Origin of the sequence: Pseudomonas thivervalensis (assembly GCF_001269655.1) — a bacterium.
GTDB lineage: Bacteria > Pseudomonadota > Gammaproteobacteria > Pseudomonadales > Pseudomonadaceae > Aquipseudomonas > Aquipseudomonas thivervalensis.
The window spans coordinates 91836-113762 of the sequence record NZ_LHVE01000017.1 but is presented as its reverse complement, the minus strand read 5'-3'; the positions used below and the strand labels follow the sequence as shown (position 1 = coordinate 113762).

The 21927-nt window shown below is 60.8% G+C and carries 20 protein-coding genes and 2 tRNA genes; 14 read left to right on the top strand and 8 right to left on the bottom strand.

The features are described 5' to 3' along the window. Positions 1 to 4: 4 nt before the first annotated feature. Positions 5 to 1390 (bottom strand): hypothetical protein, encoded by a 1386-nt coding sequence (locus tag AD659_RS23580; protein WP_053125521.1) that lies wholly within the window; start codon positions 1388 to 1390, stop codon positions 5 to 7. A gap of 260 nt (positions 1391 to 1650) precedes the next feature. Between AD659_RS23580 and AD659_RS23575 the strand changes: the two genes are divergently transcribed. The 8 genes from AD659_RS23575 to nudC all read left to right on the top strand — a co-directional run bounded on the left by AD659_RS23575 (position 1651) and on the right by nudC (position 14271). Next, complete coding sequence (locus AD659_RS23575) at positions 1651 to 2322, top strand: DUF3313 domain-containing protein (RefSeq protein WP_053125520.1); 672 nt, start codon at positions 1651 to 1653, stop codon at positions 2320 to 2322. Between the two features lie 235 nt (positions 2323 to 2557). Next, positions 2558 to 3058: a thiol peroxidase gene (gene tpx, locus AD659_RS23570; protein ID WP_018602018.1), complete on the top strand. Its 501-nt coding sequence runs from the start codon at positions 2558 to 2560 to the stop codon at positions 3056 to 3058. 191 nt (positions 3059 to 3249) lie between these two features. Beyond that, positions 3250 to 4566, top strand: coding sequence for an MdtA/MuxA family multidrug efflux RND transporter periplasmic adaptor subunit (locus AD659_RS23565; protein WP_053125519.1), 1317 nt, complete (start codon positions 3250 to 3252; stop codon positions 4564 to 4566). Continuing rightward, a complete protein-coding gene (locus AD659_RS23560) occupies positions 4563 to 7658 on the top strand; it encodes an MdtB/MuxB family multidrug efflux RND transporter permease subunit (RefSeq protein ID WP_053125518.1) in 3096 nt (1031 codons plus the stop codon). The genes AD659_RS23565 and AD659_RS23560 overlap by 4 nt, the downstream gene beginning before the upstream one ends. A 151-nt stretch (positions 7659 to 7809) precedes the next feature. Then, entirely contained in the window at positions 7810 to 10914 is a 3105-nt protein-coding gene (locus AD659_RS23555; protein ID WP_053125517.1) for an efflux RND transporter permease subunit, read from the top strand. Next, positions 10911 to 12392, top strand: a complete 1482-nt coding sequence (locus AD659_RS23550; RefSeq protein WP_053125516.1) for an efflux transporter outer membrane subunit — start codon at positions 10911 to 10913, stop codon at positions 12390 to 12392. Before AD659_RS23555 ends, AD659_RS23550 begins: the two co-directional genes overlap by 4 nt. Positions 12393 to 12621: 229 nt before the next feature. Beyond that, on the top strand, positions 12622 to 13434 hold the full coding sequence (locus tag AD659_RS23545; RefSeq protein WP_053125515.1) for a crotonase/enoyl-CoA hydratase family protein: 813 nt from the start codon (positions 12622 to 12624) through the stop codon (positions 13432 to 13434). Between the two features lie 6 nt (positions 13435 to 13440). After that, positions 13441 to 14271, top strand: a complete 831-nt coding sequence (gene nudC, locus AD659_RS23540; protein ID WP_053125514.1) for an NAD(+) diphosphatase — start codon at positions 13441 to 13443, stop codon at positions 14269 to 14271. Here nudC and AD659_RS23535 read toward each other — a convergent pair. The 3 genes from AD659_RS23535 to AD659_RS23525 form a co-directional block, all read right to left on the bottom strand. Continuing rightward, positions 14239 to 15018 carry a TSUP family transporter gene (locus AD659_RS23535; protein WP_053125513.1) on the bottom strand — a complete coding sequence of 260 codons (780 nt, stop codon included), beginning with the start codon at positions 15016 to 15018 and terminating at the stop codon, positions 14239 to 14241. The two genes, nudC and AD659_RS23535, sit on opposite strands and share 33 nt — an antisense overlap. A 240-nt stretch (positions 15019 to 15258) precedes the next feature. After that, the gene (locus AD659_RS23530; RefSeq protein WP_053125512.1) at positions 15259 to 16431 is read right to left on the bottom strand and encodes a zinc-dependent alcohol dehydrogenase; all 1173 of its coding nucleotides are present in this window, start codon (positions 16429 to 16431) and stop codon (positions 15259 to 15261) included. Beyond that, on the bottom strand, positions 16431 to 17252 hold the full coding sequence (locus AD659_RS23525) for an SRPBCC family protein (RefSeq protein WP_063680153.1): 822 nt from the start codon (positions 17250 to 17252) through the stop codon (positions 16431 to 16433). Before AD659_RS23525 ends, AD659_RS23530 begins: the two co-directional genes overlap by 1 nt. A 362-nt stretch (positions 17253 to 17614) precedes the next feature. Between AD659_RS23525 and AD659_RS23520 the strand changes: the two genes are divergently transcribed. Further along, positions 17615 to 17688, top strand: a tRNA-Cys gene (locus AD659_RS23520). A gap of 186 nt (positions 17689 to 17874) precedes the next feature. Beyond that, positions 17875 to 17961, top strand: a tRNA-Leu gene (locus tag AD659_RS23515). 103 nt (positions 17962 to 18064) lie between these two features. Here AD659_RS23515 and AD659_RS23510 read toward each other — a convergent pair. Further along, positions 18065 to 18427, bottom strand: coding sequence for an NUDIX hydrolase (locus tag AD659_RS23510; protein WP_053125510.1), 363 nt, complete (start codon positions 18425 to 18427; stop codon positions 18065 to 18067). A gap of 283 nt (positions 18428 to 18710) precedes the next feature. On the opposite strand from AD659_RS23510, the gene AD659_RS23505 reads away from it, so the two are divergent. Next, entirely contained in the window at positions 18711 to 18896 is a 186-nt protein-coding gene (locus AD659_RS23505; RefSeq protein ID WP_024618849.1) for a hypothetical protein, read from the top strand. A 76-nt stretch (positions 18897 to 18972) separates the two neighbouring features. After that, the gene (locus tag AD659_RS23500) at positions 18973 to 19200 is read left to right on the top strand and encodes a PLD nuclease N-terminal domain-containing protein (protein WP_053125509.1); all 228 of its coding nucleotides are present in this window, start codon (positions 18973 to 18975) and stop codon (positions 19198 to 19200) included. Between the two features lie 33 nt (positions 19201 to 19233). Here AD659_RS23500 and AD659_RS23495 read toward each other — a convergent pair whose 3' ends face one another. From AD659_RS23495 to AD659_RS23485, 3 genes are all read right to left on the bottom strand, one after another. Next, on the bottom strand, positions 19234 to 19659 hold the full coding sequence (locus tag AD659_RS23495) for a hypothetical protein (RefSeq protein WP_053125508.1): 426 nt from the start codon (positions 19657 to 19659) through the stop codon (positions 19234 to 19236). Between the two features lie 124 nt (positions 19660 to 19783). Next, positions 19784 to 20014, bottom strand: coding sequence for a hypothetical protein (locus AD659_RS23490; protein WP_003201752.1), 231 nt, complete (start codon positions 20012 to 20014; stop codon positions 19784 to 19786). A gap of 150 nt (positions 20015 to 20164) precedes the next feature. Then, the gene (locus AD659_RS23485) at positions 20165 to 20419 is read right to left on the bottom strand and encodes a DUF6555 family protein (RefSeq protein ID WP_053125507.1); all 255 of its coding nucleotides are present in this window, start codon (positions 20417 to 20419) and stop codon (positions 20165 to 20167) included. A 240-nt stretch (positions 20420 to 20659) separates the two neighbouring features. On the opposite strand from AD659_RS23485, the gene AD659_RS23480 reads away from it, so the two are divergent. Both AD659_RS23480 and AD659_RS30290 read left to right on the top strand, forming a co-directional pair. Then, positions 20660 to 21559, top strand: a complete 900-nt coding sequence (locus AD659_RS23480; RefSeq protein WP_053125506.1) for a polysaccharide deacetylase family protein — start codon at positions 20660 to 20662, stop codon at positions 21557 to 21559. An 84-nt stretch (positions 21560 to 21643) separates the two neighbouring features. Next, the gene (locus AD659_RS30290) at positions 21644 to 21835 is read left to right on the top strand and encodes a DUF2188 domain-containing protein (protein WP_082342035.1); all 192 of its coding nucleotides are present in this window, start codon (positions 21644 to 21646) and stop codon (positions 21833 to 21835) included. Positions 21836 to 21927: the final 92 nt, after the last annotated feature.

Here is a 21927-nt window from a genome sequence, read left to right as displayed (position 1 = left end):
CGGATCAGGCGGTCAATCTCAGAAACCATGAAAAAATAATAGGCGTGCCGGTGCCGGTTTCCCTGAGTGTCCAGTTGACCATGATGGGTTTTCCGCGGTTTTCTGCTATCCAGGCAGGGGGCACGGCCAGGTCGGTTTGGCTGGTACCGGCTGTTATCCGAATTTCGTCACCGTAGCGAGCCGTCACGCCAAACAGCGCCATTCGGGCGGTATGCGGCGTGAACAGGGCTGGATGGTAGGCCCTGAGATTGGTTTTGCTGCCGTCCAACGTTGGTTCGCGTAACGCGTGTTTTTGTGGCGTGACCGTAATGTCCAGGTCTCTGGATGGAATATCCGTAGCCGTGCCAGGCAGCCTGACGGTATAGCGAACCTCTGCGCCGGTGCCGATGCAATCCACCACTTCGTTCCTGGGCACCTGGAAGTTCAAGGTCTGTCCGGCAAAAGCGACAGTCTGGATCTCGCTACCGTAGGTCGCGTTGCGCCCAATCCAAAACACCTTTACCGTCTGCCCGGGCGCTGACCCGATGTAGTTCACTTCGACGTTGGCGAATTCCGCATAGTAGAAGTCTCTTTCGAAGTTCAGGCGCTCGCCGTTGAGTTCCATGGCCTCCAATACCCTGGGTTTTGTCAGGTCGAGGGACGGTTGGCGAATATGCACGTCGATGTAAGTGGTTCTCGACCATATCGCTTGCGGGCCGCTGGAGTTGCCCAACTGATCCGTGACCCTGAACCGCAAGGCGAACCTGGGATTGTCTTGCCAGAAGTCGGCGGTTCTCAGAATGATGTCGACTTTGCCGGCAGCGGCCTCGTTGGCATTGACGGTGTACGACATTTCCTGGCTGTCACGATCCAGTGTGATGACATCCCTATCCCTCATGTAGGGGTAGCTGAGGGTCACGATCACCCCTTGGGCGGCCCTTGCCGCATCCACGCCGTTGGCGATGACATCGGCTGGCAGGGCTAGGGACAGGTTCGGGTTGTCGCCGGGAGTCGAGACCTCGCCCCCCGGCTGTGGCCGGTGGAACAGTACGGTCAAAGGCCGCGATGTTTCGGGCTGTGTATGGCCCACACGGAGTACGCTCAAGCGCAGCTTGTTGATGCCATTGCTCAGCAGGGCATCCGGCAGGTTCAGCGTGAAATCTTGATTTTTTTCCCCCGGCAGAATGGTTTTGTTCAAGACCGGGGTGTCGGAATCACCCAGCAATAGGCGGGCGTCGTCATATTCTTCCTGCTCGATCCAGGGCCGCACCAGTAGCGGTAGCAGTCCATTGCTCAGTAAACGAAGCGGGACACCGCCGTCCGGATTCACTGGATGTACAACCGAAACCATCCCTACGATGATGGCGGGGTCAATTGCCAGGATTTCTTTTTCTTCGTTCTGGTTGGTCATTTCGCCTGCTCCTACTTGCCAAGCATCATCAGGTTTATCGTCTTGGCGTGTTGCTCTATCAAACCTCCGGCATGTGGCTTTGACTACTGTCAACTCTGACAGGTGGGCTAAGAAAGACGGTAAAACCCCATCCTTGAGGGCTGTCCCTCAGGGTTCCTTTTTGGGCCAAAAGAGTTTTCGGTTCCAGACAAGCAAAAGCCCGTCCATTGGCTATACCTGTAGTTCCGGCCCCGCCTCGTGTGGCTTACAGGAGTGACAGCATGAAGTTTTCGTCGATGATCGGCTTTGTTTGCATCGCCTCGCTCGCCTTGGCGGGTTGCTCGAGCAAAGTCACCCAGCCGGATGAGTATTCCGGGTTCCTCGGCGATTACAGCCGGCTCAAGGAAGAAAAGTCGCCGTCGGGGGCCGAGGTCATGCGTTGGATCGATCCGAAGATTGACCCGGACAAATACACCAGCCTTTATATCGAGCCGACACAGCTTTATCCGAAGCCGCAGCCGACCGTGAAGATCCCCCAGGCCACACTGTCGGGAATCACCGCGTACTACGATCAGGCCCTCAAGCGCGAAGCGGGGAAGTCCTTGCCCCTGGCGACCGCGCCAGGGCCAGGTGTCTTGGTGATGCGGGCGGCGATCACGGCCGTCAGCAGCAAGACCGAAGGCTTGAAACCTTATGAGGTGATCCCGATTGCGCTGGTGGCGGCGGCTGTCAGCACCGCCAGCGGTATTCGCGACCAGGAAACCACCCTGGGCACCGAAGCGGTCTTTCTCGACGGTGGCACTCACGCGGTGGTCGCCCAGGTGGTGCGCAAGGGCACCGGCAAGCCGCTGTCCAACGAGTCCCAGGTCATGAAGCCCGATGATGTCAAAGGGGTCATCGATGGCTGGGCGTCGGATCTGCATCAGTCGTTCCTGAAGCTCAAGGCCAAATAACATGTAGGGGCACGTAGGAACACGTAGGAGCACGTAGGAGCTGTCGAGTGAAACGAGGCTGCGATCTTTCCCCAGACACTTGAGTCTCAAGCGAAGATCAAAGGATCGCAGGCTTCGCCAGCTCCTACAAAGAATGGCGACGCCGTGTCTTTTTATGTCCGGGCATAGGTCGCACGAGCATTTCGTGGTTAACTCCGGCCTCACCATTTTCAAACCTGTCAGAAGGAATCCGTTCATGGCTCAAGTCACTCTCAAAGGCAACCCAGTCCAAGTCAACGGTCAGTTGCCACAAGCCGGTTCCAAGGCGCCAGCCTTTTCCCTGGTTGCCGGCAATCTGTCGGACGTTTCCCTGAAGGACTTCGCCGGCAAGCGCAAAGTGTTGAACATTTTCCCAAGCGTCGATACGCCGACCTGCGCCACCTCCGTGCGCAAGTTCAATGCCCAGGCCAACGAGCTGAACAACACCGTGGTGCTGTGCATCTCCGCCGACCTGCCATTTGCCCAGGCGCGTTTCTGCGGCGCTGAAGGCCTGGAAAACGTCCAGAACCTGTCGACCCTGCGCGGTGCCGAATTCATCCAGGATTACGGTGTGGCAATTGCCGACGGTCCACTGAAAGGCCTGACCGCCCGTGCCGTGGTTGTGCTGGACGAAAACGACACCGTGCTGCACAGCGAGTTGGTCAAGGAAATCGCTGAAGAGCCGAACTACGACGCTGCCCTGGCCGTTCTGAAATAAGCGGATTGAAATAAAGTATTTATTACAATTGTTAACGGCCTGGCCCTGTCCAGGCCGTTTTCTTTTGTGCTTCAAGGCTTTAGCCGACCCTGCCAAAGGTAAGCCCAAGGTAAATTGCCGGTAAAGGCGCTTTGCTAAACACCCGCCAGTGCTTATCGTTCAGCCTCCTGAAAAAGAAGTCCACGCGCCCAATGGTTGATCACCCCATGCAATCCTCTGTTTCCCGCAATTCCCGTCGCTGGCTGTTTGGCTTGTTCGTCCTGTTGGTCGTCGTGGCGCTGGCTTGGAAGTTCTGGCCCAGTGCCTGGACCGAAAAAAATGTGGCAGGGGAGAAGGCCGCCGCAGGGCATGTGGGACGCTCCGGTAGCATGCGACCGGGGTTCGGTGGGGCGACAGGGCCGATCCCGGTGCGGGTGGCGCCGGTGGCGACCGGGGATTTCCCGCTGTACTTCAAGGCGCTGGGGACGGTCACGGCCCTCAATACCATCAACGTGCGCAGCCGTGTGAGTGGCGAGTTGGTCAAGATCGCCTTCGAAGAGGGGCAAATGGTCAAGGCCGGGGACTTGCTGGCCGAGATCGACCCACGCCCCTACCAGAACGCCTTGCTCCAGGCCGAAGGCACGCTGTTGCAGAACCAGGCTCAATTGAAAAATGCCCAGGTAGACCTTGAGCGCTACCGCGGCCTGTACGCCGAAGACAGTATTGCCAAGCAGACTCTGGACACCGCCGCGGCACTGGTGGGCCAGTACCAGGGCACGGTCAAGACCAATCAGGCGGCGGTCAACGACGCCAAGCTCAACCTGGAATTCACCAGGATCCGCGCGCCGATTGCCGGTCGCGTGGGCTTGCGTCAACTGGACATTGGCAATCTGGTGGCGGCCAACGACACCACGGCCTTGGCGGTCATCACCCAGACCCAGCCCATCAGTGTCGTGTTCACCTTGCCGGAGAACAACCTCGATACGGTGCTCGCCCGCTACCGCAGCGGGGCGAAACTGCCCGTCGAAGCCTGGGACCGTGGCGATGTGAAGCTCCAGGCCAGTGGCGTGCTGCAAAGCCTGGACAACCAGATCGACGTCACCACCGGCACCTTGAAATTCAAGGCCCGCTACGAGAACCGCGACCAGTCGCTGTTCCCCAACCAGTTCGTCAACGTCCATCTGCTGGCCGACACCCTCAAAGGCGTGGTCCTGGCGCCAACGGCCGCCATTCAGTTCGGCACCAATGGCACCTTTGTCTATGCCCTGGAGGGTGACAAGAAGGTCACGATCAAGAAGCTGAAGATCGGCGCCAGCGACGGTACCCACACCGTGGTCACCGAAGGCCTGGCTGCGGGCGACCGGGTGGTGCTCGAAGGCACCGATCGCTTGAAGGAAGGCAGCGAGGTGGAAGTGGTCAACGACAGCCAGGAAGTGCCCACCACGCCGACCGAGCACCTGCAGGGCAAGTCCGCGGCGGCGGCCCCTGAACCGGCCGCGGTCGACAAGGCGAAAAAGGGCGGCGCATGAATATCTCGCGGCTGTTCATCCTTCGCCCGGTCGCCACCACCCTGAGCATGCTGGCGATCATCCTGGCCGGCTTGATCGCTTACCGGTTGCTGCCGGTGTCGGCATTGCCCCAGGTCGATTACCCGACCATCCGCGTGATGACCTTGTACCCGGGCGCCAGCCCCGACGTGATGACCAGCGCGGTCACCGCGCCCCTGGAGCGACAGTTCGGGCAGATGCCGGGCCTGACGCAAATGGCCTCCACCAGTTCCGGCGGCGCGTCGGTGATTACCCTGCGCTTCAACCTCGACATCAACATGGACGTCGCCGAGCAGCAGGTGCAGGCCGCGATCAATGCGGCCACCAACCTGCTGCCCACGGATCTGCCGGCGCCGCCGGTGTACAACAAGGTCAACCCGGCCGACACCCCGGTACTGACCCTGGCAATCACCTCCAAGACCATGCTGCTGCCCAAGCTCAATGACTTGGTGGACACCCGCATGGCCCAGAGAATCGCCCAGATCAGCGGCGTCGGCATGGTCACCATCGCCGGTGGCCAGCGCCAGGCCGTGCGCATCAAGGTCAACCCCGAGGCCTTGGCGGCCAACGGCCTGAACCTGGCGGATGTGCGCACACTGATCGGTGCGTCCAACGTCAACCAGCCCAAGGGCAACTTCGACGGCCCGACCCGGGTCTCGATGCTCGACGCCAACGACCAACTGACGTCGCCCAAGGACTACGCCGAACTGATCCTGGCCTACGCCAACGGCGCGCCGCTGCGGCTCAAGGACGTGGCACAGATCGTCGACGGCGCCGAAAACGAACGCCTTGCCGCCTGGGCCAACGAAAACCAGGCCGTACTGGTGAACATCCAGCGCCAACCGGGGGCAAATGTCATCGAGGTGGTGGACCGGATCAAGGCCCTGCTGCCAAGCATCACCGACAACCTGCCGGCCGGCCTGGACGTCACCGTGCTGACCGACCGCACCCAGACCATCCGCGCCTCGGTTACCGACGTACAGCATGAATTGCTGATCGCCATCGCCCTGGTGGTCATGGTGACGTTCCTGTTCCTGCGTCGTGTCAGTGCCACGATCATTCCATCGGTGGCCGTGCCGCTGTCATTGATCGGCACCTTCGGCGTGATGTACCTGGCCGGTTTCTCCATCAATAACCTGACCCTGATGGCCCTCACCATCGCCACCGGTTTCGTGGTGGACGATGCCATCGTCATGCTGGAGAACATCGCTCGCTTCATCGAGGAAGGCGACAGCCCGTTGCAGGCTGCGCTCAAGGGCGCAAAGCAGATCGGCTTCACGCTGATTTCCCTGACGTTGTCGCTGATCGCCGTGCTGATTCCGCTGCTGTTCATGGCCGACGTGGTCGGGCGCTTGTTCCGCGAATTCGCCATCACCCTGGCGGTGGCGATCCTGATTTCCCTGGTGGTGTCCCTGACCCTGACGCCGATGATGTGCGCCCGCTTGCTCAAGCGCGAGCCCAAGGAAGCAGAGCAGGGCCGTTTCTACCGCGCCAGCGGCGCCTGGATCGACTGGCTGATCGCCGCCTACGGGCGCAAGTTGCAGTGGGTGCTCAAGCACCAGCCACTGACCCTGCTGGTGGCGGTGGGCAGTCTGGTGCTGACGGTGGTGCTGTACCTGGCCGTGCCCAAGGGCTTTTTCCCGGTGCAGGACACCGGGGTGATCCAGGGCATTTCCGAGGCGCCGCAATCGATCTCCTTTGCCGCCATGAGCGAGCGCCAGCAGCAATTGGCCAAGGTGATCCTCGCCGACCCGGCGGTGCAGAGCCTGTCGTCCTACATCGGCGTGGACGGTGACAATGCCACGCTCAACAGCGGGCGCCTGCTGATCAACCTCAAGCCCCACAGCGAGCGGGATGACAGCGCCAGCGAGATCATTGCCCGCTTGCAGCCGCAGCTGGATCGACTGGTGGGCATTCGCCTGTTCATGCAGCCGGTGCAGGACCTGACCATCGAGGATCGGGTCAGCCGGACCCAATACCAGTTCAGCCTGTCATCGCCGGACGCCGAATTGCTCAGCCTCTGGAGCGGACGTCTGGTCGAGGCCCTGGGCCGCCAGGCGGAACTCACCGACGTCGCCAGCGACTTGCAGGACAAAGGCTTGCAGGTCTACCTGGTGATCGATCGCGATGCGGCTTCACGCCTGGGTGTTTCGGTGTCGAATATCACCGATGCGCTGTATGACGCCTTCGGCCAGCGACAGATTTCCACTATCTACACCCAGGCCAGCCAGTACCGCGTGGTGTTGCAGGCCCAGGCCGGGGAGCGGATCGGGCCGCAGGCGCTGGACCAGATCCACGTCAAGACCACCGATGGCGGGCAGGTGCGTTTGTCGAGCCTGGCCCGGGTCGAAGAGCGTCAGGCTCAGTTGGCGATTGCTCACATCGGCCAGTTTCCAGCCGTAATGATGTCGTTCAACCTCGCGCCGGGCGTGGCCCTGGGGCATGCGGTGGAGGTGATCGAAAAAGTCCAGCAGGAGATCGGCATGCCCGTGGGCGTGCAGACCGAATTCCAGGGCGCGGCCCAGGCGTTCCAGGCATCGTTGTCGAGCACCTTGCTGCTGATCCTGGCGGCAGTGGTGACCATGTACATCGTCCTCGGCGTGCTGTACGAGAGCTACATCCATCCGATCACCATCCTTTCCACCTTGCCCTCGGCGGCCATCGGCGCCTTGCTGGCGTTGATCCTCAGCGGCAATGACCTGGGCATGATCGCGATCATCGGCATCATCCTGCTGATCGGCATCGTCAAGAAAAACGCCATCATGATGATCGACTTCGCCCTCGACGCCGAACGCAACCAGGGCATGGACCCGCAGACGGCGATCTACCAGGCGGCGTTGCTGCGCTTTCGCCCGATCCTGATGACCACCCTGGCGGCACTGTTCGGTGCCGTACCGCTGATGCTCGCCACCGGCTCCGGCGCCGAACTGCGCCAGCCCCTGGGCCTGGTGATGGTGGGTGGGTTGTTGGTGAGCCAGGTATTGACGTTGTTCACCACGCCGGTGATCTATCTGTACTTCGATCGACTGGGGCGTCGGTTTGCCCGGCCTGAGGCGAAAGAGGTGGAGGTATGACGGCATTCTTGGCGTGCAAGGGCTTTTTGTGGCGAGGGAGCTTGCTCCCGCTGGGCTGCGCAGCGGCCCCTTTTGTGAGCGCTGCGCACTCAAGCGGGAGCAAGCTCCCTCGCCACGAAAGCCTGTCCATTGAAGCAAGGGGCTGCGGCCGATGAACCTCTCCGGCCCCTTCATCCGCCGCCCCGTAGCAACCATGCTCCTGAGCTTCGCGATCATGCTGCTCGGTGGCGTCTGCTTCGGCCTGCTGCCGGTTTCGCCGCTGCCGCAAATGGATTTCCCAGTGATCGTGGTCCAGGCCAACCTGCCAGGGGCCAGCCCCGAGGTGATGGCCTCGACAGTGGCAACGCCCCTGGAGCGCTCCTTCGGCGCCATCGCCGGGGTCAACACCATGAGCAGCCGTTCCAGCCAGGGCTCGACCCGCGTCATCCTGCAATTTGACCTGGACCGTGACATCAACGGCGCCGCCCGGGAAGTGCAGGCGGCCATCAACGCCTCGCGCAACCTGTTGCCCAGCGGCATGCGCAGCATGCCCACCTATAAAAAGGTCAACCCGTCCCAGGCGCCGATCATGGTGCTGTCGCTGACTTCGGATGTGCTGGAAAAAGGCCAGCTCTACGATTTGGCGTCGACCATCCTGTCCCAGAGCCTGTCCCAGGTGTCGGGCGTCGGCGAGGTGCAGATCGGCGGCAGCTCGTTGCCGGCGGTGCGCATCGAGCTGGAGCCGCAGTTGCTCAATCAGTACGGCGTGGCCCTGGACGATGTGCGCACCGCCATTGCTGACAGTAACGTGCGCCGGCCCAAGGGTTCGGTGGAGGACGACCGGCGCATGTGGCAGGTCCAGGCCAACGACCAGTTGGAAAAAGCCAAGGACTACGAAACGCTGGTGATCCGCTATCAGGATGGCTCGGTGCTGCGGCTCAAGGACGTGGCGAAAGTCACCGACAGCGTCGAGGACCGCTACAACAGCGGTTTCTTCAATGACGATGCCGCCGTGTTGCTGGTGATCAACCGTCAGTCCGGCGCCAATATCATCGAGACGGTCAACGAGATCAAGGCGCAACTGCCGGCATTGCAGGCCGTGCTGCCGGCCAGCGTCAAGCTGAACCTGGCGATGGATCGCTCGCCGGTGATCAAGGCGACGTTGCATGAAGCGGAAATGACCCTGCTGATCGCCGTGGCCCTGGTGGTGCTGGTGGTGTTCCTGTTCCTCGGCAACTTCCGCGCCTCGCTGATCCCGACCCTGGCGGTGCCGGTGTCGCTGGTGGGCACGTTTGCGGTGATGTACTTGTACGGTTTCTCCCTGAATAACCTGTCGTTGATGGCGTTGATCCTGGCGACCGGGCTGGTGGTGGACGACGCCATCGTGGTGCTGGAAAACATTTCCCGGCACATCGATGAAGGCGTGCCGCCGATGGAGGCGGCGTACCGGGGCGCCGAGGAAGTGGGCTTCACCTTGCTGTCGATGAACGTCTCGCTGGTGGCGGTGTTCCTGTCGATCCTGTTCATGGGCGGCATCATCGAAAGCCTGTTCCGCGAGTTTTCCATCACCCTGGCGGCGTCCATCGTGGTGTCGCTGGTGGTCTCGCTGACCCTCACGCCGATGCTCTGCGCCCGTTGGCTCAAGCCCCACGTACCCGGGCAGGAAAACCGCTTGCAGCGCTGGAGCCAACGACTCAATGAACGGATGGTCCGTGGCTACGCCTCCAGCCTGGACTGGGTGCTGCGCCATCGGCGTTTGACCTTGCTGAGCCTGCTGGTGACCATCGGCGTAAACGTCGCGTTGTATGTGGTTGTGCCGAAAACCTTCATGCCGCAGCAGGACACCGGCCAACTGATCGGTTTTGTGCGTGGCGACGATGGATTGTCGTTCGGCGTGATGCAGCCGAAGATGGAAATCTTCCGCCGCGCCGTGCTCAAGGACGAGGCGGTGCAAAGCGTCGCCGGCTTCATCGGCGGCAACAACGGCACCAACAACGCCTTCATGCTGGTGCGCCTCAAGCCGATCAAGGAACGTAATATTTCTGCGCAAAAGGTCATCGAGCGCCTTCGTAAAGAAATGCCCAAGGTCCCCGGCGCCCAGTTGATGTTGATGGCCGACCAGGACCTGCAGTTCGGGGGCGGTCGCGAGCAGACCACTTCCCAATATTCCTACATCCTGCAAAGCGCCGACCTGGCGTCGTTGCGCACCTGGTACCCCAAGGTCGTGGCGGCCTTCCGGGCCTTGCCGGAACTGACCGCCATCGATGCCCGCGACGGTGGCGGGGCGCAGCAAGTGACGCTGGTGGTGGATCGTGACCAGGCCAAGCGCCTGGGCATCGACATGGACATGGTCACCTCGGTGCTCAACAACGCCTACAGCCAACGGCAGATTTCCACCATCTATGACAGCCTCAACCAGTACCAGGTGGTGATGGAGGTCAATCCCAAGTACGCCCAGGACCCGAGCACCCTCGAACAGGTCCAGGTGATCACCGCTGACGGCGCACGCGTGCCGCTGTCGACCATTGCCCATTACGAGAACAGCCTGGAGGACGATCGGGTCAGCCATGAAGGCCAGTTCGCTTCCGAGGGCATCTCCTTCGACATGGCCGAAGGCGTCACGGTGGAGCAGGGCACCGCCGCCATCGAGCGGACGATTGCCAAGCTCGGGATGCCCGAGGATGTCATCGTGAAGATGGCCGGCACCGCCGACGCGTTCGCCGCGACCCAGAAGAGCCAGCCGTTCATGATCCTCGGCGCGTTGCTGGCGGTGTACCTGGTGTTGGGGGTGCTGTATGAAAGCTACATTCATCCGCTGACCATCTTGTCCACCTTGCCCTCGGCCGGGGTCGGCGCCTTGCTGTCGATCTACGCACTGGGCAGCGAGTTCAGCCTGATCTCGTTGTTGGGGCTGTTCCTGCTGATCGGCGTGGTGAAGAAAAACGCCATCCTGATGATCGATCTGGCCTTGCAGCTGGAGCGTGCCGGGCAGACGCCGCTGGAATCGATTCGCAGTGCTTGCCTGTTGCGGTTGCGGCCGATCCTGATGACCACATTGGCGGCGATCCTGGGCGCCTTGCCGCTGCTGCTCGGCGCCGCCGAAGGCTCGGAAATGCGCCAACCGCTGGGCCTGACCATCATCGGCGGGCTGGTGTTCAGCCAGGTGCTGACGCTCTATACCACGCCGGTGGTTTACCTTTATCTCGACAAGCTGCGCCATCGCTTCAACCGCTGGCGTGGCGTGCGCACTGATGCTGCCCTGGAAACTCCGCTATGACCGACCGTTCGCCTTTCAATCTTGCCGCCACGCTGGCGACCGCCCGCGGTTCGCGGGTGCTGAGCCTGGCGCTGTGCGTGGCGATGCTCAGCGCCTGCGCCATCGGCCCGGACTACCAGCGTCCCGCGGCTGCCGCTCCGGTGCAGTACAAGGAGGCCCAGGGCTGGCGCCAGGCCAATCCCAGCGATGCACTGGCCCGGGGCGCCTGGTGGGAGCTCTACGGCGATCCTCAACTCAATGGCCTGGTGGACAAGCTCAATGCATCCAACCAGACCGTGGCCCAGGCCGAAGCCCAGTACCGGCAGGCCCAGGCGCTGGTGCGCAATGCCCGTGGCGCCTTTTTCCCCACCGTGGACCTGACCGTTGGCAAGACGCGTTCCAGCCAGGGCACCGGTAGCAGCAGTTCGAGCCTGAGCAGTTCCTCCAGCGGTATTCGCGACACCTACAGTGCCCAGGCCGGCGTCAGTTGGGAGGCGGACGTGTGGGGCAAGTTGCGCCGTACCCTGGAAGCTGATGAGGCGAGCGCGCAAGCCAGTTTCGCCGACCTCGCGGCGATGCGCCTGAGCCAGCAATCGGAACTGGTGCAGAATTACTTGCAGTTGCGGGTGATCGATGAGCAGAAGCGCTTGTTGCAGACCACCGTCGACAACTACCAGCGCTCGCTGAAAATGACCGAAAACCAGTACCGCGCCGGGGTGTCCGGCAAGGACGCGGTGGCCCAGGCGCAGAACCAGCTCAAGACCACCCAGGGCGACCTGATCGATCTGATCTGGCAACGGGCCCAGTTCGAAAACGCCATCGCCGTGCTGATCGGCCTGCCTCCGGCCGAATTCAACCTGGCCGAGTCCCAGAACATTCCGACACTGCCGCAAATCCCGGTGGCGCTGCCGTCGCAACTGCTCGAGCGCCGGCCGGACATCGCCTCGGCGGAGCGCTCGGTGATGGCCGCCAACGCCAACATCGGCGTTGCCAAGGCCGCGTATTACCCGGACCTGACCCTGAGCCTCAGCGGCGGCTACAGCAGCAGTACCTATGACAACTGGGTGAGCGTGCCGAACCGCTTCTGGTCGGTCGGGCCGCAATTGGCGATGACGCTGTTCGATGGCGGCCAGCGCTCGGCGGAGGTCGACCGTACCGTCGCGGCCTACGACCAGACTGTCGCCACCTATCGCCAGACCGTGCTCGACGGCTTGCGCGAGGTGGAAAACTACATGATCCAGCTCAAGGTGCTGGAAGACGAAGCCCGCGTGCGCCAGGAAGCCCTGGACGCCGCCCGGGAATCCCTGCGCCTGACACAGAACCAGTACAAGGCCGGATTGATTGCCTACCTCGACGTGGTCACTGTGCAGGCCACGGCGCTGAGCAACGAACGCAGCGTGCTGAGCCTGCAGCAGAGCCGCCTGATTGCCAGTGTGCAATTGATTGCGGCGCTGGGTGGGGGTTGGGATGGGCAGTTGCAGGCGGACGAGAAGCCCTGAATGATTGGGTAGCGCCGCAACGTGCTTTTGTGGCGAGGGAGCTTGCTCCCGCTTGAGTGCGCAGCGCTCATAAAATAGGGGGCTGCTACGCAGCCCAGCGGGAGCAAGCTCCCTCGCCACAGAGTTATGGCTGCCAACAGTCCCGCTTTTGGCCGATGCACTGCCTACGTCCCGTGGCGATGGCTTGTTATAGTTCAGGCCTCTTTTCAGCCGGTAAAGGATCACTGCCATGTCGCAATACCAAGCGTTCAACGTCGAACTTGCAGACAATATCGCCCATGTGCAGATCAACCGCCCGGAAAAGATCAACGCGATGAACGCGGTTTTCTGGCGCGAGATCATCGAGATCTTCCAATGGATCGACGACACCGATGAAGCGCGGGTGGTGGTGCTCAGCGGTGCCGGCAAGCATTTTTCCTCCGGCATCGACCTGATGATGCTCGCGGGCGTGGCCAACGAACTGGGCAAGGACGTGGGGCGCAACGCACGGCTGCTGCGGCGCAAGATCCTGCAGCTGCAAGCGTCGTTCAACGCCGTGGACAAGTGCCGCAAGCCGGTGCTTGCGGCCATCCAGGGTTATTGCCTGGGCGGTGCCATTGACCTGATCTCCGCGTGCGACATGCGTTATGCCGCCGAGGACGCCCAGTTCTCCATCAAGGAAATCGATATCGGCATGGCCGCCGATGTTGGCACATTGCAACGCTTGCCCCGGATCATCGGGGACGGCATGCTGCGTGAACTCGCTTATACGGGGCGCACCTTCGGTGCCGACGAAGCGCGCAGCATCGGTCTGGTCAATCGTGTCTACAGCGACACCGCCAGCCTGCTCGACGGCGTGATGGGCATCGCTCGGGAAATAGCCGCCAAGTCGCCGATTGCCGTGACCGGCACCAAGGCAATGATCAGCTACATGCGCGACCACAGCATCGATGACGGCCTGGAATACGTCGCCACCTGGAACGCCGCCATGTTGCAATCGACCGACCTGCGCGTGGCCATGGCCGCCCATATGAGCAAACAGAAACCCGAATTTCTGGACTGACTGACCATGATTTCACGCTGGACCACCGCAGTACTCGATACCGATCTTCCTGGCGGCTGGGCCGTCGCCCGTAGTCCGGAAGGTTTTCTGTTCGATGACAATGGCGCGCTGTTTCCCCGCGAATGGCTCAAGCGCCAGGATTTGTCGATCCTCGCCGAACACGGTATTGGTCACCTGGATGGCGAGCCGGTCTACCTGTTGGAATTGCATAGCCCGTTGGACATCCCCGGTTGCAACTGGAAAGGCCTGCGGGCGTTCATGCTCGAGGACGACCACACGCTGTACAAGGTGTTGGGTTATGCGGCGCAGGTCGGCACTTGGGCTCGGGAACATCGTTTCTGCGGCAGTTGCGGCACGCGCATGAGCCAGATTCCATTGGAGCGGGCCATGTATTGCGACGCCTGCGACCTGCGCCATTACCCACGGATTTCACCGAGCATGATCGTGTTGATTACCCGCGGCGATGAAGTCCTGCTGGCCCGTTCGCCGCGTTTCGTCACGGGGGTCTACAGCACCCTGGCGGGGTTTGCCGAGCCCGGCGAGTCGGCTGAGGATTGCCTGGTCCGCGAAGTGCGTGAAGAAGTCAGTATCGAGGTAAAGAACATCCAGTACATGGGCAGCCAGTGCTGGCCGTTCCCTCATTCGATGATGCTGGGTTTCCATGCCGAATATGCCAGCGGCGACATCGTGCCCCAGGAAGATGAAATCGAGGACGCCCAATGGTTCAACGTCCACGACCTGCCACCGTTGCCGGCCTCGCGCTCGATCGCCCGCTACCTGATCGACCTGTATGTGGCGCGGCGTTTAGGCCACGCTGAACCAGTGCTGCCAGGCTAGGCGCACGGTCAAGCCCAGCACCACGGTGATGAACACCGGTCGGATGAATTTCGCGCCGCCACTGATGGCGGTGCGAGCACCGAAGAACGCGCCGACCATCACCGACAGGCCCATGCTCAGGCCGATGACCCAGTCCACCTGGCCGGAAAAGATGAACACCGACAGCGCCGCGATGTTGCTGACGAAATTCATGCTGCGGGCCACGCCACTGGCCTTGACCAGATCGATGGGGTAGAGCAGCAGGCTGCTGACGGTCCAGAACGCACCGGTGCCCGGCCCGGCCACGCCGTCATAGAAGCCCAGGCTGAACCCCTGGGGAGACTGCCACTTCTTCTTGATCGGTGCGTCGCTGTCCAGCGGTGCCTTGGGTGTGCCGCCAAACAACAGGTACAGGCCGCAGGCGAAGACGATTACCGGCAGCATCTTGTTCAGCCATTCGGCCGGCAGGTAATGGGCGACAATGGCGCCGGTCAGGGCCCCGACCAGTGTGCCGACGAGGGCATGGGTCCACTGCCTTGGGTGGAACAGCTTGCGCTTGTAGAACGTGAAGCTGGCCGTGGCGGAGCCGAAGGTCGAGCTGAGTTTGTTGGTCCCCAGGACCAGGTGAGGCGGCAAACCTGCAGTCAGCAGCGCCGGCGTGGTCAGCAGCCCACCGCCGCCGGCGATGGCATCGATGAAACCGGCAATGAAGGCGACAACGGCAAGGATAGCGAGGGTAGTGAGGTCAACGCTGAGTTCGAAAGGCATGGAATGGGCTTATTTGGCAGGACGCAGAAGGGCTGCGGGGAAGGCCGGTATGTTACCCATAATGGTGCAAGGCTGCGACTGCCTCCAAGATCGCTGACATTCTTTGTGGCGAGGGAGCTTGCTCCCGCTGGGTCGCGGAGCGGCCCCAAACTTCCAATCAGCGCACCACAGACCGAGCCGCCTGCCTCAAGGCTGCTGCGCAACCAGCGGGAGCAAGCTCCCTCGCCACAAGTTCGATCGTCACTCTGGCCGAAACACCGCTCGCAGACAGTTCTGCGTCTTCTCCTTGAACATCGCATAACCTTCCACCGACTGCTCCAACCCCATCGGGTGGGTCAGCAGATAGGAAGGGTCCAGTTCACCTTTCTGGATGTGCTCGAACAATCGCTCCACATAACGCTGCCCCGGTTGCTGGCCGGCGCGCAAGGTCAAGGATTTATTGACGATGGCCCCCATCGGGAACTTGTCCAGCAGCCCGCCATACACGCCGACCACCGACACGGTGCCGCCTTTGCGACAGGCCCGGATCGATTGGCGCAGCACGGTCCCGCGTTCAGTGTGCAGGCGCATCATCTGCTTGGTCTTGTCGTAGAAGTAATCGATCTCTGTGCCGTGGGCTTCCATGCCCACGCAGTCGATGCAGCGATCCGGACCCCGGCCACCGGTCAGCTCCAGCAGGGCGGCATGCACGTCGGTGGTTTCATAATTGAGGGCGATGGCGCCGGCTTTTTCTTCGGCCAGTTGCAAGCGGTCGGGCAAGCGATCGATCGCTATGACCCGTTCGGCCCCCAACAGGTAGGCGCTGGAAATCGCCATCAGTCCGACCCCGCCACACCCCCATACCGCCACCGTATCGCCCCGTTGGATATTGGCGTTATCGGCAGCGAAATAACCGGTGGGCACGGCGTCGGAGACGAATACCGCCTGTTCGTCGCGGACACCGTCGGGGATGCTGAACAGGTTGACGTCGGCGAACGGTACGCGGATATAGGTCGCGTGACTGCCGGCATAACCGCCAAACGCATGGCTGTAGCCGATGATGCCGCACGCCGGTTGGCCATAGGCGATGTCTGTTGCGCTGGGGTTGGGGTTGGAGTTGTCACAGCAGGAAAAATCCGAGCGCCTGCAATGTTCGCATTCGCCGCAACCGATGATCGATACCGTGACAACCCGGTCGCCTTTGCTGAACGACCTGACGGCGGAGCCGACCTCCACGACTTCGCCCATGAACTCATGGCCAATGATATCGCCGGCCTGCATGGTCGGCACGTAGCCGCCCAGCAAATGCAGGTCTGATCCGCACACCGACGACATCTGCACCCGTACGATCGCGTCGCGGGGGTTGAGGATGGACGGATCGTCGACGGTTTCGACTTGTAGTTGGTTAGGGCCTTGCCAAGTCAATGCGCGCATCAGGCGTTACCTCCAGTAGAAGGCTGGTAGGGCGGTGTTTGAGGGGCCTCTTTGGCCGGATGAACGAACAGGAAGTCCTTCGTACCAGAGGCGTGCATGCGGTTGGTGCTCACTTCGCCGGTTTCCAGTTGTTGCTTGATGCTGCGCAGCAGGTGCAACAAGGCTTTGTCCGAGAACTTGGAAATGGCCGCGGCCAAGGCATATCCCGCGGCACCGAGGGGAGCCTGGCAGGCGACGATGACCTTGAGCTGCGTGCCTCGGCCGGCAGGCGCGTCATTGAAGTGCATCTGGATGTCATGCTTGAATCGTGTACCCGGGCCGGCAGTCCAATGCAGCTTGCGGCCGTCCTTGGGCTCGTTCTGTTCGATGTCGCAGTGCAGGGTCTTGTCCATCGGACCGTGGGCCACCCAGCGGTAGGTGTGCTCACCGGTCTGTTCGATCGCATCGATCCAAGGCACCAGTGCGCCCAGGTTGCCTGGGTTGCGACAGAACGCGAAAACCTCTTCCCGTGGCTTGCCCACCGTAATGCTGCGGGAGATGATCTTGCTGCCGCTCCAGTCGCGATCCTGTTCAAAGGCCTGCTCGAACGGGGTGTGGGTCAGCGCACGCTTGATCCTGCACGTGCCCGAATAGCCACGCCAGGCGGCACAAGCGCCCAACAGCACCTGGGGCCAGCCTCGGAGCCCGCCCTGACGCAGCCCGTTGGCGATCAGCAGCGTGCCGGCCAGCAGAGACACTGTCCGTTCCGGTGTGCCGAGATTGGGGTGCGACGGGGTCGGCACGGCTGCCCGGCTCGCAACCAGCTTGGGTCGTTCAGACATGATGGTTTCCTCATTCTCCAGGGGCGACATAAGGAATGAACCGAGGGCAGGTGCGGTTGTTCCATCAACGTGCGTGCTTTCCGATGAGGCGAATCATGGCGCTGTGGTCCAGAGGTTCGCCAGGCAGTCAGGGCTTCGCCGGCAGGTTTGGCCAGGGAAGGGCAAAGCCGACCGTTCGACGATTTTTTTTTGAAATCAAGGGGTTGTCAGCCTAGGTAAATGAGTACATAATTGCGCCCATCGAACGCACTGGGACGTAAAAAATCTCAATGTTTTCAAGGAGATAGCGCTGAGTAATTGTCCTGTTTCCTGATCAGGTTTGTACCGCGGTTGATGTAGCTGCATCGCATCAAGCGTCTTGAGGCCGAATAGCAAAATGGTTATGCAGTGGATTGCAAATCCACCTACGCCGGTTCGATTCCGACTTCGGCCTCCACTTTTAAAAAGCTCTGTAGATCTATGATTTACAGAGCTTTTTTATTTGCGAAGCATTTGAAAGTTTTTGTCTTGAAAAGGGCATGAGCCACCTTGCTTCACGGGGGAGGGATGTATATATTCCCCCTCTTGCTGCACCAGCCAGGACATCGGATTTACCGATGTTGCCAGGACTGACCGCGCTACCGCCCGAATGGCGAAACTGGTAGACGCATGGGACTTAAAATCCCCCGCTCGTAAGGGCGTGCCGGTTCGATTCCGGCTTCGGGCACCATATAAAATCAAGGGTTTGCGAGCGAAAGCTAATGCAAACCCTTGTTCATATCCGGCTTTTGAACGCTTACGATTTCTTCGCTCCAACTGTCCGTGCCAGCTCGTCACAACCGACGGCGAAACGCCTCCAAGATATCCCGCATGCCCTTTTTCATTTGCAGTTGGGCAATGGCATCCAGTGGGTGCCAGAGGCAATCGATGATTTCATTCTGTGGCCTGGCCGCCGTCAAGTCGCCGACCGACGCTTCGAATACATGATGCTCGGTTTGGCCGTCATTGATTCGCATCAGGTAGAGCAGGTTCTCGACATCCAGGCCTGTTTCCTCTGCCAATTCCCGAATGGCTGCCCCGGCATGGGTTTCGCCGCGTTCGACGGTGCCCCCGGGTAACGCCCAGCGGCTGTTGGCTTTACGAACCAGCAGGATGTGGCGATTGTCCTCGCAGATGACGGTCGCTCGAATTTTCATGGCGGTACTCGATCTGTGACTGTCATTAAACTGAAATATATCTGCAATATTTGAGCCTGGCATTAACTGCTCGTTCAAATACCCGATTTTTTTCACAGTCTTATCAGTACGACCGCGGCGGGCTGGAAACGACTGAGTTCATTTAGGCAGTCATTGCTTCAGACGATCTGTCCGACCGCCAGCGCCGGGCTTTCGACCGGCTATCGCCTCAAATTGAATCAGCTCCCGAAAAATGAATCCATCTTGGGTGCAATGGCTGGCCCCGAAGGGGAAGGACAGACAGATGACCACCGTTGAAGACTTCAAGATCAAATCCCATGAGCTCCTGGTGGAGCTCGATACGGCGACAGCGGAAATGATGAAGCTCATATGTGTCCATCAAATGAGCGGATCGACTTGGGATGAGGCGGTCCAGCGTCAACATGAAGCCTATGAGCAGTGGGTCGCTTATCTGAATGAGCGGGGTTAGGTGCCCTGGGCGAAAATTCTTTGAACGGCGACTGAGCAGCTGTGCCTAATCCTTAGACCGACAAGAGGATTGGACCATGTCTGAATTAGCCAGTTACTTCTGGATCGCTGTGGCGGTGCTTTTGCTGCTCGTGGACTTGTGGGCGATCGTCAGTGTGTTTCGAAGCGACAAGTCGGCCGGCACCAAGGCCGGCTGGGCGCTGCTGCTGATCGTCCTGCCGGTGCTGGGCCTGGTCATCTGGGGCGTCGCCGGGCCTCGTGGCGTCAAGGAGCCACCGTCGTCACCGGAACACAGCAAGGGCTAGCCAGGAACAAACGGTGTTGCGCGGGCCGGCCCGTCACTGGTTCTTCCACTCGCCGCCGGTGGTTTCGCAGTCTTCCTGGGCCTGCTGCAACTGCTCGACGCCGTAGTAGTACCACGCCACGTTGGCGTTATCGGGAAGGTTGGCCGAGCCGCCGCGCTTGTCTTTACTGGTTGAGCGAGGGTTGGCCAACGCTTCCTGGGTCAGCCTGGCCTGGCATGTCGCCACATACCCTTGGGCACAACGCTCGACTTTGCGCTTTTGGGTGCTGAGCGTTCCCTTGCTTTCGTTGCTGCAAGACCAATCGAGGGTTTCGGCGGGTACACCTTTGTATTCGTAGCAGCTATGGCTTTCGATCACCGGCACCGACGGGCTCTGGGATCGGGTGATGACGTCGCAGCCTTGGGCCATGACGGCGGCGGGGCTCGCACAAACGATCAATAGCAGGATTCTGGCATTCATTGTGATTTCTCCCTTTGCGGCTTTTTGCACCCATGCCTATCAGTTTCGAGGCGCAAAAAAAGCCCGCGTTCCATCAGTTTTCCAACCGGTAGAACCCAGGGGGAAACACCGCTGGCGCGGCGCGTCAGCGGAACTTGGGCAGCGGCGGTTCAGCGGGCTTGAGTGAGGTCAGCGCGCTCTGGATCGACGGAGCATCCTTGTCGATGTCATTGAGCCGGTCCCGGATGCGTACAGCGGTAGGGTGCCCGCCTTGGTGGTCGACCCAGTCGGCGATTTCCTTGCAGGCTGCCGTGAGCCTGGCCTGGCGCGATTCCAGCAAGGTGAGCAGGGTGGTGATGGACTCTTTTTCGGACATGTCACACCTCCATTCAGGGTTGATGAGGCAGCACGAAACCCGCCAGGGGCGGGTCTTGCTGTGGTTTAAGCGTAGTTGAGTTCTTTCGGATCTGTCGAAGAATCCGGCGCCCGGCTGGACAGCCGGTGCGCCGATAACGTCGTGAGTATGTCAGCCGGACTCCTTGACCCAGGACGGCGCGACGCTCGCCCGCCAGCGCACATCGGTAATGCCATATTTTTCCGCAAGGGGTTTGGAAACCCGCTTGACCTTCTCCCTGCCAAACTTCGGTATGCGCCCGACCCCCGCGTCGCAACTGGCCCAATGCCAAGCCTCGGAATTATTCATCACTTCTGCGCGAATAATGAACGACTTGGGTTCGCCATGGAGCATGTAGTCAATGATGTAAAGCGATGGCCCGCCCATAAATCCTCCCTAATTAGTTCTATACGGATGGATACAAAGGCATTCGGAAAATTCCATCGAATTTCCAGACGGTCAAATTAATGCCACCCGGGCTCAAGCGCGGGGCAACCGAAAATTTTGCGAACCGCCATTGTTCACAGCAAGGAACCAAACCCGGTTACCCTTCTCCAAGGTGGGCTTCATCACACCGTCGGCCAGGGACCAAAGGCGAAAGAACGCGGCATCAACTAAAGGCAAAACATGAAAAACATCGCCAGGGTCCTGTTCATCGCAGCCCTCGCCATTGGTTTGTCGGGCTGCATTGGCGCTCCCATCGAACTGACGTCGCAAACCGAGCAACGCTTGCTCGAACAACCCCCGATCCGTTTCCTGCTGACATTCGATGATGGTCCCAGCGCGTCGCCTTTCTGGAACCCCAGCCTGGCGGTGCTGGATGCCCTCGCAGACAATCCCGTACAGCCCGGCATCAAGGCCGTGTTTTTTCTACAGACACGCGGGCCTCGGTCCGGTGGCAGTGACGTCGGTCGTTCGGTGATGCGCCGTCAGCAGCAGGAAGGCCATGTACTGGGTTTTCATACGGCGACCTACTGGCACACCAATCACCGATTCCTGAGCCCTGATGAACTGGAGCAATCGCTCACCAACGGTGGCAATGATATTGCCGCCATGACCGGCGCGGCACCGTCCCTGGTCAGGCCTCCCTTCTGGAGCTTTGACAGGCGCACCGCTGCTGCCTACCGACAACACGGCCTGCACATTTTGTTGACCGACATGAGTGCAAATGACGGCAAGGTCTGGGGCATCACGATGAGCCCACGGCGGCGGATCAACCTGATCCGACAACTCTCCGAAGTGCGTGAGCGCATCGCTGCCGGACAACTGCCTGCGGTGGACGGGGCTATCCCCGTGGTGGTGACGTTTCACGACATCAATCGTTATACCGCCCGACATGCTCGCGAATACCTGCAAATCCTGCTTGACAGCGCGAAGGCTACAGGGGTGAGGACCGCCGCCAAGCCGTTCTATGATGATCGTCAAGCGCTGGAGCGAGCGGCCTTGGCTCGGACGGTCGATCGCAGCGCTGAGCCTGTACATCTGCCAGGGCTTTGGGACTGGGTGTGGGATTCCGATTCCCACTGAGGCGCTACCGACGTTCGGTCGGCCCCCGTGGACAATCAGCGTGTATGGTAGGCGATGCACCCTTGGTTGAAGTCGGAGGTGACTATGAGTACGGCAATGATGACGAAAATGCACATCAATGGTTATGACGTGCTTAGCGTAAACAGTGGCCCATGGCGAGTCTGTACCCAGGCTGACCGGTTGGGCTCCTTTGTTTCCCGCGAGGAAGCGTTGGCCTATGCTGCTGCGTTGCCAACCCGGAGAAACCGTAGCGGCCGGGCAGGGAACACGAAATAGGGTCGACAAACCCGTGGCGAGGGAGCTTGCTCCCGCTTGAGTGCGAGGCGCTCACCAAAAGGGGCTGCTACGCAGCCCAGCGGGAGCAAGCT